The following is a 15735-nucleotide window of genomic DNA, read 5'->3' on the forward strand; positions in this document are numbered from 1 at the left end:
GCCAGAAGGAGCAACGTTCTACGTGGCCAAGACCCGAGTCCACGAACTCGCCAAGGAGTTCGGAGTCGAGAGCAAGTTTGTTCTCGAGAAGTTGAAGGAGATGGGGGAGTTCGTCAAGTCGGCATCGTCGACCGTCGAGCCTCCCGTCGAGATGCGTTTCAAGAAGCAGTTCGGCGCCGAGCTGCGCGCCGCTGGCGCCGCATCGCCCGCCGAGGCGGAGCAGAAGCCGGCCGCCAAGCCGTCCGCCCCAGGCCCCAGGCCCTCGGCCCCCAAGGCTGCTGAGCCTGCGCCGGCCGAGCCGGCCGCAGCCCCCAAGGCTGCTGAGCCTGCCGCCCCGGCAGCTCCCGCTGCTGAGCCTGCCGCTCCCGCGGCTCCGGCCGCTGAGCCGTCCGCACCGTCCGCTCCGCGTCCGGGCCCCAAGCCCGCGCCGAAGCCCGCCGCCAAGCCGGCTGCCGCCCAGGCTCCTGCCGAGGCTCCCGCCGAGGCAGCACCTGCCGCACCGGCGAAGCCGTCCGCCCCGGCCCCGAAGCCGAGTGGTGGCGCGCCGCGTCCGGGTGCCCCGAAGGCTCCCGCCCCGCGTCCCGTCGGCAAGCCGGGCGCCCCGCGTCCCGGCAACAACCCGTTCGCCCCGAGCCAGGGCATGGGACGCCGTTCGTCGGCGCCCGCCCCGGGCGGCAGCGACGAGAACCGTCCTCCGCGTCCCCCGTCCTCGCGTGACGGTGGCGCACCCGCGCCGCGTCCCGGCGGTGGCGGCGGCATGCCTCGCCCCAACCCGGCGATGATGCCGAAGTCCCCGGCTGCGTTCGGTCGTGGCCCCAGTGGTGCCCCCGCTCGCGGTGGTGCCCCCGGTCGCGGCGGCGCTCCGGGCCGTCCCGGTCCCGGTGGTCGTCCCGGCGGTCCCGGTGCTGGCGCTGGTGCCGGTCGTCCCGGTGGCGGTCCCGGTGGATTCGGTGGTGGCCCCGGCCGCCCCGGTGGCGGCGGCAACCGTCCCGGCCAGCGCGGCCAGACCCAGGGTGCCTTCGGTCGCCCCGGTGGTCCGTCGCGTCGCGGTCGCAAGTCGAAGCGGGCGCGTCGTCAGGAGTTCGAGGCCATGCAGGCCCCGACCATCGGCGGCGTGCGTGTCCGCAAGGGTGACGGCGAGACCATCCGCCTGGCCCGCGGCGCCTCGCTGACGGACTTCGCGGAGAAGATCAACGTCGACGCCGCTGCCCTCGTGCAGATGCTCTTCTCGCTCGGCGAGATGGTGACCGCCACCCAGTCCGTGGGTGACGAGACCCTGGAGCTCCTCGGTGACGAGCTGAACTACAACGTCCAGGTCGTCTCGCCCCGAGGACGAGGACCGCGAGCTGCTCGAGTCGTTCGACCTCGAGTTCGGTGCCGACGAGGGCGACGAGAGCGACCTGGTCGTCCGTCCCCCGGTCGTCACGGTCATGGGTCACGTCGACCACGGAAAGACCAAGCTCCTCGACGCCCTGCGCAACGCCAACGTGGGCGCCAAGGAGGCCGGTGGCATCACGCAGCACATCGGTGCCTACCAGGTCGCCACCGAGGTCGACGGCACCGAGCGTCGCATCACCTTCATCGACACCCCGGGTCACGAGGCGTTCACCGCCATGCGTGCCCGTGGTGCCCAGGCCACCGACATCGCGATCCTCGTGGTGGCGGCGGACGACGGCGTCATGCCGCAGACGGTCGAGGCGCTCAACCACGCCAAGGCCGCCGGCGTGCCGATCGTGGTCGCGGTCAACAAGATCGACAAGCCGGACGCCGACCCGACCAAGGTCCGTGGCCAGCTGACCGAGTACGGCCTGATCCCTGAGGAGTACGGCGGCGACGCGATGTTCGTCGACGTCTCGGCCAAGTCCGAGCTCAACCTCGACAAGCTGCTCGAGGCCGTGATCCTGACCGCGGACGCCTCGCTCGACCTGCGGGCCAACCCGACGCAGGACGCGCAGGGTCTCGTCGTGGAGGCGCACCTCGACCGCGGTCGCGGCCCGGTCGCCACGATCCTCGTCCAGCGTGGAACGCTCCACGTCGGCGACTCGATCGTCGCGGGCCCGGCCCACGGCCGTGTCCGGGCGATGCTCGACGAGTTCGGCAACGAGCTCACCGAGGCCACCCCGTCGCGTCCGGCGATGGTTCTGGGTCTGAGCGCCGTCCCCGGTGCCGGTCAGAACTTCATCGTGGTCGAGGACGACCGGATGGCTCGCCAGATCGCCGAGAAGCGCGAGGCGCGCGAGCGTGCGGCCATGCAGGCCAAGCGTCGCGTCCGTCGCACCCTCGAGGACTTCATGGCCTCCATGGAGAAGGGCGAGAGCCAGGAGCTCAACCTCATCCTCAAGGGCGACGTGTCCGGTTCGGTCGAGGCCCTCGAGGACTCGCTGGCCCAGATCGACGTCGGCGACGAGGTCACCCTCCGGGTCATCGACCGCGGCGTCGGTGCGATCACCGAGACCAACGTCGACCTGGCTGCTGCCTCCGACGCGATCATCATCGGCTTCAACGTCCGCCCCCAGGGCAAGGCTGCCCAGATGGCCGACAAGGAAGGCGTGGAGATCCGGTACTACTCGGTCATCTACCAGGCGATCGAGGAGATCGAGGCTGCCCTCAAGGGCATGCTCAAGCCGGAGTACGAAGAGGTCACCCTGGGCCAGGCGGAGATCCGCGAGATCTTCCGCTCGTCCAAGACCGGCAACATCGCCGGTTGCATGGTCACCTCGGGCACGGTTCGCCGCAACGCCAAGGTCCGTGTGCTCCGCGACAACAACATCGTCGCGGACAACCTCGACCTGGCCTCGCTGCGCCGCGAGAAGGACGACGCTTCCGAGGTCCGCGAGGGCTTCGAGTGTGGTCTGGTGCTGAAGAACTTCCAGGACATCAAGATCGGCGATGTCGTGGAGTCCTTCGAGATGCGCGAGATCCCGCGCGCCTGACACACCCCCAGTGGAGTCGGCGCCCGCCTCACGGCTGGCGCCGACTCCCATTTCCACCGAGAGTAGGAACCATGAGCAGCCCCCGAGTGCGCAAGATCGCCGACCGGATCCACGTGGTCGTGGCCGAGATGCTCGAGCGCCGGATCAAGGACCCGCGCCTGGGCTTCGTCACCGTGACGGACGTCCGCGTGACGGGCGACTCCCAGCACGCCAGCATCTTCTACACCGTCCTCGGCGAGGAGGACTCGTTGGCGGACACCGCCGCCGCACTCGAGTCGGCCAAGGGCCTCATTCGCTCCGAGGTCGGCAAGCAGCTCCAGATGCGGACGGTCCCGACGTTGGAGTTCTTCCACGACGCCCTGCCCGAGACCGCACGCCAGCTCGACGAGGTCCTGGCCAAGGCGCGGCAGCAGGACGAGGCCGTGGCCGCCCAGCGCCTGAACGCCACGTACGCCTCCGAGGAGGACCCGTACAAGAAGCCGCGCGAGGTCGGCCAGGACGACGAGGCGGACGACGAGGAGTGAGCTCCTCGTCCCCGGTCTCCGGGCTCGTCGTCGTCGACAAGCCCGGGGGCATCACCTCCCACGGGGTGGTCTCCCGGGTGCGCCGTCTGGCGGGTACCCGCAAGGTCGGCCACGCCGGCACGCTCGACCCGATGGCCACCGGCGTCCTCGTCCTGGGGACCAACCGGGCCACGCGCCTGCTGGGGCACCTGATGCTCACGCGCAAGGCGTACGACGCCACCATCGTGCTCGGGGTCTCCACGACCACTGACGACGCCGAGGGAGAAGTCACCGCGACCCGGTCGGCGGCCCACGTCGACGAGGCCCAGGTGCGCGAGGCGCTGAAGGCCTTCGTCGGTGACATCGAGCAGGTGCCCACGGCCGTCTCGGCCATCAAGGTCGACGGCAAGAGGGCCTACGCGCGGGTCCGCGACGGTGAGGAGGTCGTGCTCAAGGCGCGCCCCGTCACCATCGACTCCATCGACGTGCACCGCGTGGAGACCGTCGGCGAGACGGTCGAGGTCGACGTCTCGGTCCGCTGCTCCAGCGGGACCTACATCCGTGCCATCGCCCGGGACCTCGGCGCCGCCCTGGACGTCGGGGGACACCTGGGCGCCCTGCGTCGCACCGCGGTGGGTGGCTTTGACCTCGCCCGCGCGCGGACGTTGGAGCAGCTCGAGGAGTCGTTCGAGGTGGTCCCGTTGGAGGACGCCGCCCGGGCCACCTTCCCCACGCTCGACCTGGACGCCGAGCAGGCCGCCGACGTGCGGTTCGGTCGCCGCCTCTCGGTCGAGGTGGAGGCGATCACGGCCGTCTTCTCACCCGAGGGCGAGTTCCTGGCTCTCTACGAGCCCGCCGGCGCGGTGGCCAAGCCGCTCGCCGTCTTCGTCCAGTGATGCCACACGCCACCGATTCCTCCGGCGACCCGGCGGTTGCCGACGAGGGGTCGCGCAGGCCTGAGGAAGGGGCCGAGGTGCACGAGCACGACCGGAAGTGGCACAGTTCTCGCGTGCATGTCTGGCGTCAGTTCAACGAGGTTCCCAGCGACCTGGGCCCCACCGTGGTGAGCATCGGCAACTTCGACGGTGTCCATCGCGGCCACCAGCACGTCCTGCGTCAGGCGCGTACAGCGGCCGACGAGCTCGGGCTGGAGAAGGTCGTCGTGGTGACCTTCGACCCCCACCCGATCGCCGTGCTGCGCCCCGAGCACGCTCCGCCCACCTTGACCTCCATCGACACCCGGGTGGCACTGCTGGCCGAGCAGGGCGTCGACGCGGTGCTCGTGGTGCCCTTCGACCGCGAGATCGCCGCCTGGAGCCCCGACGAGTTCGTCGAGCGTGTCCTGGTGAGCTCGCTCGCCGCCAAGGCGGTCGTGGTCGGTGCCAACTTCCGCTACGGCAGCCGCGCCGCCGGTGACGTCGCCACGCTGCGCGAGTCCGGCGTCGAGCACGGGTTCGGCGTGGACGGCGTCCCCCTCGACGGTGGACCGCAGGTGTGGTCGTCGACCTACGTCCGCCAGTGCCTCGCCACGGGCGACGTGGCCGGTGCCGCTGAGGCACTGGGGCGCGCTTTCACCGTGCGCGGTGAGGTGGTCCGCGGTGACCAGCGCGGACGTGAGCTGGGCTACCCGACGGCCAACGTGCCCACCCCGCACGCCGAGGCTGCTCCCGCCGACGGCGTCTACGCCGGTTGGCTGACCCGCCGCGACACCGGCGAGCGCTATCCCGCCGGCATCTCGGTGGGCACGAACCCCACGTTCTCCGGTGAGCGCGCGCGACGCGTGGAGTCGTACGTCCTCGACCGCGACGACCTCGAGCTGTACGGCGTGGAGGTGGAGGTCGCCTTCGTCGACCGGTTGCGCGGGATGGTCCGCTTCGACAGCGTCGAGACGTTGGTCGAGCAGATGCACGACGACGTGGAGCGGGCCCGCCAGCTGCTGGCCTGACGTTCACCCCGGTCCCCACACGACCGGCACCACACGAACGAGGGCCCCGCGACCATCACGGTAGCGGGGCCCTCGTCGTGCGTCGGGTCGTCAGGCGTCGAGGTCCTGGGCCAGCAGGTCGGCGATCTGGGCCACGGCGGCCTCGTCGCTGCCGGCGACCTCGACGCTGTCGCCGCACTTGGCGCCCAGCGTCATCAGCATCAGCGACGAGGAGGCGTCGACACCGTTGACGGTGACGTCCGAGCCGAGCGCCTCGGCCGCCTCGGCGACGATCGCGGCAGGACGGGCGTGGAGGCCGACGGAGGATCCGATGGTCACGTTCTGGGTGGGCATGCGAGCTCCTTGAGGTGGGCGGGTGGTGACGGGTGGGCAGGTGGTGAGGGGTGTCAGACGGTGGCGCTGGTGGCGGGGGCAGGGGCGGGGGTGCGACGCCAGCTCTTCGCGAGCACGACCAGGACGGCGGAGAGCAGCGTCCCGGCCACCAGTGCGATCAGGAAGCCGACGACGTTGTCGACCGCGAAGAGGACGAAGATGCCTCCGTGCGGCGCGCGCAGCTGGACGTCGAGGCCCATGGCCAGTGCGCCGGTCAAGGCACTGCCGGCCATGATCGGGGGGATCACGCGCAGCGGGTCGGCGGCGGCGAAGGGGATCGCGCCCTCGGTGATGAACGAGGCGCCCATCAACCACGCGGCCTTGCCGTTCTCGCGCTCGGCGGGGCTGAAGAGGGTTGGTCGCACCAGCGTGGCCAGAGCCAGCGCCAGCGGGGGCACCATGCCGCTCAGCATCACGGCGGCCATCACCTTGAGCTCGGGAGCCTCGGTGGCGGTCGCGGCGGCGCCGAGGCCCGCGGTGGCGAAGGCGTACGCGGTCTTGTTGAGCGGACCGCCCATGTCGAAGGCCATCATCAGCCCGAGCAGGGCACCGAGCAGGACGGCCGAGCCGCCCGACATGCTGTTGAGGCCGTCGGTGAGCGAGCTCATCAGCAGCGACAGCGGCCGACCGAGCAGCACGATCATCACGAAGCCGGAGATGAGCGTGGCGAGCAGCGGGATGACCAGCACCGGCATCAGGCCACGGGTCCAGACCGGGACCTTCCACGACGACACCCAGTGCGCTGCCACGCCAGCCAGGACTCCGCCGACGATGCCGCCGAGGAAGCCCGAGTTGGTGAAGCCGGCGACGGCACCCATCACGAAGCCGGGAGCGATGCCGGGGCGGTCCGCGATGGCGTACGCGATGTAGCCCGCCAGGGCCGGCACCAGGAAGTCGAACGCGGTCGACCCGAGCATGAACATCAACGCACCGAGGTAGGCCATCAGGCCGGAGTCGAACGGGACGTGCTCGAGCTCCAACGCGGCCGGGTCAGGCAGGTTGAAGAGGGTGTTGCCGGTGACGATGTCCGCCGCCGGGCCGGTGATCTCGTAACCGCCGAGCAGGAATCCGAGGGCGATGAGCAGGCCGCCCGCCGCGACGAACGGGATCATGTAGGAGACGCCGGTCATCAGGACCCGGCGGGTCCGGGCACCCCACGACTCGGAGTCGGTCGCGGTGTCCTCGGCGGCGGCGCTGCCCTCGACGCGGGGTGAGGAGTCGGGCGCTGCCGCGTAGGCGAGCGCCTCGGAGATCATCGCGTCGGCCTCGTCGATCGGCCGCTTCACGCCCGAGACGACGACCGGCTTGCCCGCGAAGCGTCCGCGGTCGCGCACGCCCACGTCGGCGGCGAAGATGACCGCGCCCGCAGCAGCGATCTGCTCGCGGCGCAGGGGAGTGGACCCTGCGGATCCCTGGGTCTCCACGGCGATCTCGACGCCCGCGCGGGCGGCGGCCGCCTCCAGCGCCTCGGCGGCCATGTACGTGTGCGCGATGCCGGTGGGACACGAGGTGACCGCGACCAGTGAGGGCTTTGCGGCGCTGGCCTCCGGCGCGGCGGGCAGCTGCAGCCGAACGGGGCGGCAGCCGGGGCCGTTGGGGCCGCCGCCGGGGCCGCCGGGGCTGTCGGGGCATCGCCCTGGGGCGTCGCCGGGCCGAGCCCGAGTGCTTCGCGGACGATGCCTTCGGCCTCGGTGGGGCTGGCAGCCTCCCGCAGGGAAGTGGTGAACTCGGGACGGACCAGCGACCGAGCGAGCTGGGTGAGCAGCTCCAGGTGGGTGGCGTCGCCGCCGGCGGGAGCGGCGATCAGGAAGGCCAGGTCGGCGGGGCCGTCCTTCGCGCCGAAGTCGACCCGCGGAGCGAGCCGGGCGAAGGCCAGCGTGGGCTCCGCGACGCCGGTGGTGCGGCAGTGGGGGATGGCGATGCCACCCGGCAGCCCGGTCGAGGAGGTTGCCTCGCGGGCCAACGCGTCCTCGACCAGCTGGTCGACGTCCGTCGCCCGGCCATTGTCGGCGACGACACCGGCGAGCGCCCGGATGACGTCGTGCTTGTCCTCACCCCAGTCGACGTCCAGTCGTACGAGGTCAGCAGTGATCAGCTCTGACATGTCATCCTCCGAGCACGGTGACGGTGACCAGGTCGGGGTTGACCTGGTCGGGGGTGGGAACGGTGGTGCCGGGCAGAGCGGCGGCGGCGCTGCCGTAGGCGACGGCCATGGCGAGCCGGCCGGGTGCGTCGAGGCCCCGCTGGTCGGCCAGCAGGTAGCCGAAGAGGGACGAGTCGCCCGCGCCGACCGTGCTGACGACCGTGGTCGGTGGGGGAGTGGCGTGCCACGATCCCTCGGCCGTGGCCAGGACTGCCCCGTTCGCGCCGAGCGAGGCGAGCACGGCGCCGGCTCCGCGGCGTACGAGGGCCTGGGCGGCGGCGGCGACGGCGAGGGGGTCGGCCTCCAGCGCCACCGGGTCGACGCCGGTCAGGGAGGCGAGCTCCTCGCCGTTGGGCTTCATGAGGTCGGGGGCGGCGACCGGGAGGGCGGCGGCCAGTGAGGCCAGCGCGGCGCCGCTCGTGTCGACGGCGACCTTGGTGGGGGTCGGGTGGAGGCGCTGGGCCGCGTCTGCGTAGAAGGTCGACTCGGCACCGGGCGGCAGGGATCCGGCCAGCACGGTCCAGGCGCTGTGCGGCGCCAGGTCGGTCACGGCCCGCGCCATCGCCTCCGTGTGCTCGGGGGTGACCCGGGCGCCGGGGGTGTTCACCTTGGTCGTGGTGCCGTCGGGCTCGGTGATCGTGATGTTGGTGCGGATCGGGCCGGCCGGGGGGACGGGGCGGCACTCGACGCCGCTGTGGCGCAGGCCGACGACGAAGGGATCCTCCTCGTGGGCCGGCAGGACGGCGACGGTGGAGAGGCCGGCCGCGAGGCAGGCACGGGAGATGTTGACGCCCTTGCCGCCGTGCTGGTCACCCGTGGAGGTGGCCTTCTGGACGCCTCCGCGACGCAGCGGGCCGCCGAGGGTGATCGTCCGGTCGATGCTCGGGTTCGGGGTGAGGGTCACGATCATGCGACCACCACCTCCACCCCGGCGCGCTCGAGTGCTGTGCGCTCGTGCCTGTCGATCCCGTCGTCGGTGACGAGGGCGGAGACCTGGTCGAGGGTGGCGAAGCGTTGGGCCATCTCCACTCCGATCTTGCTCGAGTCGGCCAGGACGACCACGCGCCGGGCCGAGGCCACGATGGCCCGCTTGGTGGCCGCCTCGTCGCGGTCCGGCGTGGTGAGCCCGTGGTCGACGCTGAGGCCGTTGGTGGCGACGAAGGCGACGTCGGCCCGCAGGTCGGCCAGGGCTGCCACCGTGTCGGCGCCGACGGCGGCGTGGGTGGTGGCGCGCACGCGTCCGGGGAGCAGGTACAGGTCGATGTGGGGCGACCCGGCCAGTCGAGCGGCCACCGGCACGGCGTGGGTCACGACGTGCAGGCGGTGGTCGCGGGGCAGCGCCGTGGCCAGCCGGGTGGTGGTGGTGCCGGCGTCGAGCACGACCACCGAGTCGGGCGGGGGCAGGAAGATCAGGGCGGCCTGCGCGATCGCGTCCTTGGCGGCGGTGTTGGCCCGTTCGCGCTCGCCGACGACCGACTCCATGATCCGCAGTGAGCTGGCCGGGACGGCGCCGCCGTGCACCCGCTTCACCAGCCCCATCCGCTCCAGCGTCGAGAGGTCGCGCCGCACGGTCTCGGTGGTGACGGCGTACTCCTGCGCGAGGTCGGCGACCGCCAGCCGCCCTGTGCGGCTGATCAGCTGTGCCATCGACTGCTGCCGTTCCTCGGCGTACACCGGACCTCCTGGTGGGACGACCCCAAATGTGGATCTGCGTATCTGTTGTTTTAGTCCCGAATGTGTTGAGAGTCAAGAGATTCGTGGCATACGGTGTGACCATGACCACTGAGACCCCCTCCGGATCCGACCCGGGCGCCCACTCGCTCTCCGGTACGCCGGTCGTCGCGGGGATCGCGGCCGGCCCTGCCGTGCACGTGACCACGGACGTGTCGCCCGAGGCCGTCGCCCGCTTCGGCGACGGTGGCTTCGCGACCGAGGACGAGGCGCTCGCCGCCTACGACGAGGCGGTTGCCTTCGTTGCCGAGACCTTCACCGAGAAGGCCGCGGTGGCGCACGGGCCGGCCGCCGAGGTGTTGACGGCGAGCGCCGGGCTGGTGCGCGACAAGGGCCTGCGCTCAGCGGTCGCCAAGGCGCTGGGGTCCGGCGGGGGACCCGTCGCCGCGGTGCATGCGGCGGTCGAGCAGTTCGTCACCGTCTTCACCACCATGGGTGGGCTGATGGCCGAGCGGGCCACCGACCTGCGCGACATCGAGCGACGGCTGGTGGCCCGGCTCGTGGGCGAGCCCGCGCCCGGGGTCCCGACACCCCTGGTGCCCTCGGTGCTCGTCGCCTCCGACCTCGCTCCCAGCGACACCTCGGGTCTCGACGCCGACCAGGTCGTCGCGCTGGTCACCGAGCGCGGCGGCCCGACCAGCCACACCGCGATCATCGCCCGTCAGCTCGGGATCCCGTGCGTGGTCGGGGTCCCTGGGGTCACCGACGTGGTGGAGGGGGAGTACGTCCTCGTCGATGGTGAGGCCGGCACGGTCGTCCGCGGCGCCGACCCGGACGAGGCCCGGGGCCTGGTCGAGGCCAGCCGCGCCGAGCGTGAGCTGCTCCAGGCCTGGGCCGGTCCTGCGGCGACCGCTGACGGCGTACGCCTGCAGCTGCTCGCCAACGTCGCCGACGGGCGGTCGTCGCAGCGGGCCAGCGACGAGCCGGTCGATGGGGTGGGTCTCTTCCGTACCGAGCTCTGCTTCCTCGACCGGGCCGAGGAGCCTGGCGTCGACGAGCAGGCCGACATCTACGCGCAGGTCCTGAACCCGTTCCGGGACCGCGGCCACGTCGTGGTCCGCACCCTGGACGCGGGTTCGGACAAGCCGATCGCCTTCGCCACCCACGAGGGGGAGGAGAACCCGGCCCTCGGCGTGCGGGGCCTGCGCCTCGCCTTCGGCAACCCGGGGCTGCTGGAGCGACAGCTCGACGCGATCGCCCTGGCGGCCGGGCGCACCGGCGCCGACGCCTGGGTGATGGCGCCGATGGTGGCCACGGTCGCGGAGGCCGAGCAGTTCGCCGCCGTGGTGCGCAGTCGTGGGCTCAAGCCCGGGGTCATGGTGGAGGTGCCCAGTGCCGCGTTGCTCGCCCACCAGATGCTCGAGGTCGTCGACTTCCTCTCGATCGGCACCAACGACCTGACCCAGTACACGATGGCCGCCGATCGGACGGCCGCCGACCTGGCCCACCTCACCGACCCCTGGCAGCCGGCCGTGCTCCAGCTCATCGCGATCACCGCCCATGCAGGCGCCGAGGTCGGCAAGCCGGTGGGCGTCTGCGGGGAGGCAGCCGCCGACCCGTTGCTCGCGACCGCTCTGGTCGGGATGGGGGTGACCTCGTTGTCGATGGCCGCCCGGGCCGTCCGCAGCGTCGGCTCCCAGCTGTCCCGTGTCACCATGGGCGCGTGCGAGGCGGCCGCCGAGGCGGCCCTCTCCGCGCGCGACCCCCGGGCCGCCCGCGAGGCCGTACGCCGCGCGCTCGTCTGAGTCACGCCGGCGCTGGCGGACCCTGCTTCGCTGCACCCGCGTGCACGTTTTGGGTCCCTCCGCGCCGGTGGGGTAACTTTGTCCGGTTGCCGTGAAACGGCCGCGGATCCACAGTGCCCCGGTGAACAGGCCCGGGCGCGCCGCGCAACGAACCGAAGGGAGCCCCGCATGTCGATCGGAACTGACGCGGAGACCAAGAAGAAGATCATCGCCGAGTACGCCACGACCGAGGGTGACACCGGTTCGCCCGAGGTGCAGATCGCTCTCCTGAGCCACCGCATCTCGCACCTGACCGAGCACCTCAAGCAGCACAAGCACGACCACCACAGCCGTCGTGGTCTGCTCCTGCTCGTCGGCCAGCGCCGTCGTCTGCTCAACTACCTGCAGAAGACCGAGATCGCGCGCTACCGCTCGATCGTCGAGCGCCTCGGCCTCCGACGCTGAACGATGCGAAAGGGCTCACCCCGCGCGGGGTGGGCCCTTTCGCACATTTCTCGGTAGGATTCGATCGGTGAGTCGCGACATCAGCTCGCGCCCCCCGTACAACTGAAAAGACAACCATCAGGAGCGACCCGCGAATCGGCCCGGTCCTCGGTAGTGGCTTGCAGGCGACACACGTCGGCTGCGGGTCTCGATCGAAGACCGGCCCACGTCCCCGTCGGGGACAGGTCATCGCCGGGGCTCCGCGTACAGAAAGGGACCACCCCACACAGTGGAACCCATCATCTCTGCCGTCGAGACCACTCTCGACAACGGAAAGTTCGGCAAGCGCACCGTCAAGTTCGAGACCGGCCTGCTGGCCCGTCAGGCCGCCGGTGCCGTCACGGCCTACCTGGACGACGAGACCATGCTTCTCTCGGCCACCACGGTCGGCAAGCAGCCGAAGGACCACTTCGACTTCTTCCCCCTCACGATCGACGTCGAGGAGCGCATGTACGCCGTGGGTCAGATCCCCGGCTCGTTCTTCCGTTCCGAGGGTCGCCCGGGCGAGGACGCCATCCTCACCTGCCGCCTCATCGACCGCCCGCTGCGCCCGACCTTCAAGAAGGGTCTGCGCAACGAGGTCCAGGTCGTCATCACCGTCATGTCGCTCGACCCCAACCAGCCCTACGACGTGCTGGCCATCAACGCTGCGTCGATGTCGACCCAGCTCTCCGGCCTGCCCTTCTCCGGTCCCGTCGGCGCCACCCGCGTGGCCCTGATCGACGGCCAGTGGGTGGCCTTCCCGACCCACGCCCAGCTCGAGGACGCCGTCTTCGACATGGTCGTCGCCGGTCGTGTCACCGACACCGGTGACGTCGCGATCATGATGGTCGAGGCCGAGGCGACCGAGCGCACCTTCGAGCTCGTCGGCAACGGCGCCACCGCGCCCACCGAGGCCGTCGTGGCCGGTGGCCTCGAGGCGTCCAAGCCCTTCATCAAGCAGCTCGTCGAGGCCCAGGTCGAGCTCGCCAAGACCGCCGCCAAGCCGGTCCAGGAGTTCCCGATCTTCCTCGACTACGAGGACGACGTCTACGCAGCCGTCGAGGCCGCCGTCTCCGACGCCACCGCCCAGGCGCTCACCATCGCCGGCAAGCAGGAGCGCGAGGAGCGCCTCGACGAGATCAAGGCCGAGCTGCTGGAGAAGGTCGCCGGTGACTTCGAGGGTCGCGAGAAGGAGATCGGCGCGGCCTTCCGCGCGCTGAACAAGGCTCTCGTGCGCCAGCGCGTCCTGCGCGACAAGGTCCGCATCGACGGCCGTGGCCTGGCGGACATCCGCCCGCTGCACTCCGAGGTCGGCGTCGTCCCGCGCGTGCACGGCTCGGCGCTCTTCGAGCGCGGCGAGACCCAGATCCTGGGTGTCACGACGCTCGACATGCTCAAGATGGAGCAGCAGCTCGACACGCTCTCCCCGGAGAAGCACCGTCGCTACATGCACAAGTACGTCTTCGCCCCGTTCTCCACGGGTGAGACGGGCCGCGTCGGCTCGCCGAAGCGTCGCGAGGTCGGTCACGGTGCGCTCGCGCGCCGCGCCATCCTGCCGGTGCTCCCGAGCCGCGAGGAGTTCCCCTACGCGATCCGCCAGATCTCGGAGTGCATGGGCTCCAACGGCTCCACCTCGATGGGTTCGGTCTGCGCCTCGACGCTGGCCCTGCTCGCCGCCGGTGTGCCGCTGAAGGCTCCCGTGGCCGGCATCGCCATGGGTCTCATCTCCGACGAGGTCGACGGCAAGACCGAGTACGTCGCGCTGACCGACATCCTCGGTGCCGAGGACGCCTACGGCGACATGGACTTCAAGGTCGCCGGCACCTCGGAGTTCATCACCGCGCTCCAGCTCGACACCAAGCTCGACGGCATCCCGGCCGAGGTCCTCGGCAAGGCGCTCAACCAGGCCAAGGACGCCCGCTCGGCGATCCTGGAGGTCATGGCGGAGGCCATCGACGGTCCTGACGAGATGTCGGAGTTCGCTCCGCGCATCATCACCGTGAAGGTGCCGGTCGACAAGATCGGCGAGGTCATCGGTCCCAAGGGCAAGATCATCAACCAGCTCCAGGACGACACCGGCGCCTCGATCTCCATCGAGGACGACGGCACCGTCTACATCGGCGCCACCAGCGGTTCGGCTGCCGAGGCTGCGAAGGCCGCGATCAACGCGATCGCGAACCCGACCATGCCGGAGATCGGTGAGCGCTACCTGGGCACGGTCGTCAAGACGACCAACTTCGGTGCCTTCGTCTCGCTCATGCCGGGCAAGGACGGCCTGCTGCACATCACGAAGCTGAAGGCCCTCAACGGCGGCAAGCGCATCGAGAACGTCGAGGACGTCGTCTCGGTCGGCCAGAAGATCCAGGTGGCGATCGCCGAGATCGACGACCGCGGCAAGCTCTCGCTGGTCCCCGTCGTCGAGGGTGACGACGCGGCTGCCGAGGACGCCGAGGGATCCGACTCCGAGTGACCCACGCGAACCACCGACCGACCGGCCAGCAGGATTCTGCTGGCCGGTCGGCCGTTTCCAGTGACGCCCAGCCCGCCCCTGCGCCCCAGCAGGCGGGCACCACCGAGACCCTGCAGACCGTGCGTGACGCCGACGGCCAGGTGACCTCGGTCGTACGCCGCACGCTGCTCCCCGGCGGGCTGCGGATCCTCAGCGAGCAGATGGCCGGGGTGCGTTCGGCCAGCGTGGGTGTGTGGATCGCGGTCGGCTCGCGCGATGAGGAAGGGGCGCTGCACGGCGCCTCCCACTTCCTCGAGCACCTGCTCTTCAAGGGCACCCGGGAGCGCTCCGCCATGGACATCTCCGTGGCCCTCGACGAGGTCGGCGGTGAGTTCAACGCCTTCACCGCCAAGGAGTACACCTGCTTCCATGCACGGGTCCTGGACACCGACATGGCGCTCGCCGTCGACGTCATCGGCGACATGGTGACCAACTCGGTGATCACCGACGAGGACGTCGAGGCCGAGCGTGAGGTGATCCTCGACGAGATCGCCATGCACGACGACGACCCGGACGACGTCGTGCACAACCTCTTCGCCCTCCAGGCGTGGGGGGACTCGCCGTTGGGCCGCCCGATCGCCGGCTCGGTGGAGTCCATCGAGTCGATGACGCGCGAGCAGATCCTCGACTTCTACGAGACCCACTACCGGCCGGCCACCATGGTGGTCACGGTGGCGGGCAACGTCGACCACGACGCCGTGGTCCGGGCGGCCGAGGCGGCGTTCAACCGCAACGGCTTCCTGGAGCGAACCGGCACGCCCGTCCTTCCGACGATCACCGACGCCGCCGACCCGGTCACCCCGGGCAGCCGTACGGTCACCCGGTCGCTGGAGCAGGTCAACCTGGTGCTGGGCGTGCGCGGACTGACGCGCAACGACCCGCGGCGCTTCGTGCTGGGGGTGCTCAACACCGCCCTCGGTGGTGGCACCTCCTCCCGGCTCTTCCAGGAGGTGCGGGAGAAGCGCGGGCTCGCCTACTCGGTCTACTCGTTCTCCTCCCACCACGACGTGGCCGGCCTGGTCGGTGTCGGGGTCGCCTGCCTGCCTGCCAAGGTCGAGGACACCCTGACCGTGGTCCGAGCTGAGCTCGCCCGGCTGGCGGCCGAGGGGATCACCCCCGAGGAGCTGGCCCGCGGCAAGGGGCAGCTGCGCGGTGGGCTGGTGCTGGGCCTCGAGGACAGCGCCGCTCGGATGTCACGCCTCGGCAAGGCCGAGCTGGTCTACGACCGCCTGATGAGCATCGACGAGGTGCTCGAGGCCATCGACGCCGTGACCCTCGAGCAGGTCAACGCACTGGCCGCCGAGCTCTTCGTCCAGCCGGAGGTCCTGGCCACCGTCGGTCCCTGAGGCGGACGCGCAACCGCAGACGCACAACGTTAGGAGGGCCCCG

General features: G+C 71.2%; 11 protein-coding genes and 2 pseudogenes. 8 read left to right on the plus strand and 5 right to left on the minus strand.

The genetic code is table 11. The features are described 5' to 3' along the window. Positions 1-22: 22 nt before the first annotated feature. The 4 genes and pseudogenes from infB to FCL41_RS05760 all read left to right on the plus strand — a co-directional run bounded on the left by infB (position 23) and on the right by FCL41_RS05760 (position 5381). A pseudogene (infB, locus tag FCL41_RS05745) lies at positions 23-2933 on the plus strand (translation initiation factor IF-2). Between the two features lie 71 nt (positions 2934-3004). Next, the gene (gene rbfA, locus FCL41_RS05750) at positions 3005-3457 is read left to right on the plus strand and encodes a 30S ribosome-binding factor RbfA (RefSeq protein ID WP_137066570.1); all 453 of its coding nucleotides are present in this window, start codon (positions 3005-3007) and stop codon (positions 3455-3457) included. Further along, positions 3454-4332 carry a tRNA pseudouridine(55) synthase TruB gene (gene truB / locus FCL41_RS05755; RefSeq protein WP_137066571.1) on the plus strand — a complete coding sequence of 293 codons (879 nt, stop codon included), beginning with the start codon at positions 3454-3456 and terminating at the stop codon, positions 4330-4332. Before rbfA ends, truB begins: the two co-directional genes overlap by 4 nt. A gap of 113 nt (positions 4333-4445) precedes the next feature. Then, complete coding sequence (locus FCL41_RS05760) at positions 4446-5381, plus strand: bifunctional riboflavin kinase/FAD synthetase (protein WP_239021801.1); 936 nt, start codon at positions 4446-4448, stop codon at positions 5379-5381. 90 nt (positions 5382-5471) lie between these two features. On the opposite strand, the gene FCL41_RS05765 is transcribed toward FCL41_RS05760, so the two are convergent. From FCL41_RS05765 to FCL41_RS05780, 5 genes and pseudogenes are all read right to left on the minus strand, one after another. Then, on the minus strand, positions 5472-5714 hold the full coding sequence (locus tag FCL41_RS05765; protein WP_137066574.1) for an HPr family phosphocarrier protein: 243 nt from the start codon (positions 5712-5714) through the stop codon (positions 5472-5474). Between the two features lie 53 nt (positions 5715-5767). Further along, positions 5768-7231, minus strand: a complete 1464-nt coding sequence (locus FCL41_RS05770; RefSeq protein ID WP_239021802.1) for a PTS fructose transporter subunit IIC — start codon at positions 7229-7231, stop codon at positions 5768-5770. Positions 7232-7491: 260 nt separating this feature from the next. Further along, positions 7492-7857, minus strand: a pseudogene (locus FCL41_RS17785) (PTS sugar transporter subunit IIA); the annotation flags it as partial. Between the two features lies 1 nt (position 7858). After that, the gene (locus FCL41_RS05775) at positions 7859-8806 is read right to left on the minus strand and encodes a 1-phosphofructokinase family hexose kinase (protein WP_137066576.1); all 948 of its coding nucleotides are present in this window, start codon (positions 8804-8806) and stop codon (positions 7859-7861) included. After that, the gene (locus FCL41_RS05780; protein ID WP_137066577.1) at positions 8803-9570 is read right to left on the minus strand and encodes a DeoR/GlpR family DNA-binding transcription regulator; all 768 of its coding nucleotides are present in this window, start codon (positions 9568-9570) and stop codon (positions 8803-8805) included. Before FCL41_RS05780 ends, FCL41_RS05775 begins: the two co-directional genes overlap by 4 nt. Before the next feature lie 101 nt (positions 9571-9671). Here FCL41_RS05780 and ptsP point away from each other — a divergent pair, with 101 nt between their 5' ends. From ptsP to FCL41_RS05800, 4 genes are all read left to right on the plus strand, one after another. Continuing rightward, entirely contained in the window at positions 9672-11372 is a 1701-nt protein-coding gene (ptsP, locus tag FCL41_RS05785; protein ID WP_137066578.1) for a phosphoenolpyruvate--protein phosphotransferase, read from the plus strand. A gap of 168 nt (positions 11373-11540) precedes the next feature. Further along, positions 11541-11816, plus strand: a complete 276-nt coding sequence (gene rpsO, locus FCL41_RS05790; protein ID WP_056862426.1) for a 30S ribosomal protein S15 — start codon at positions 11541-11543, stop codon at positions 11814-11816. Between the two features lie 268 nt (positions 11817-12084). Then, positions 12085-14307 (plus strand): polyribonucleotide nucleotidyltransferase, encoded by a 2223-nt coding sequence (locus FCL41_RS05795; RefSeq protein ID WP_137066580.1) that lies wholly within the window; start codon positions 12085-12087, stop codon positions 14305-14307. Continuing rightward, on the plus strand, positions 14304-15692 hold the full coding sequence (locus tag FCL41_RS05800) for a M16 family metallopeptidase (protein ID WP_239021803.1): 1389 nt from the start codon (positions 14304-14306) through the stop codon (positions 15690-15692). Before FCL41_RS05795 ends, FCL41_RS05800 begins: the two co-directional genes overlap by 4 nt. The last annotated feature ends 43 nt before the right edge of the window (positions 15693-15735 follow it).

It is taken from the genome of Nocardioides jishulii, from assembly GCF_006007965.1.
In the GTDB taxonomy this organism is placed as follows: Bacteria; Actinomycetota; Actinomycetes; order Propionibacteriales; family Nocardioidaceae; genus Nocardioides; species Nocardioides jishulii.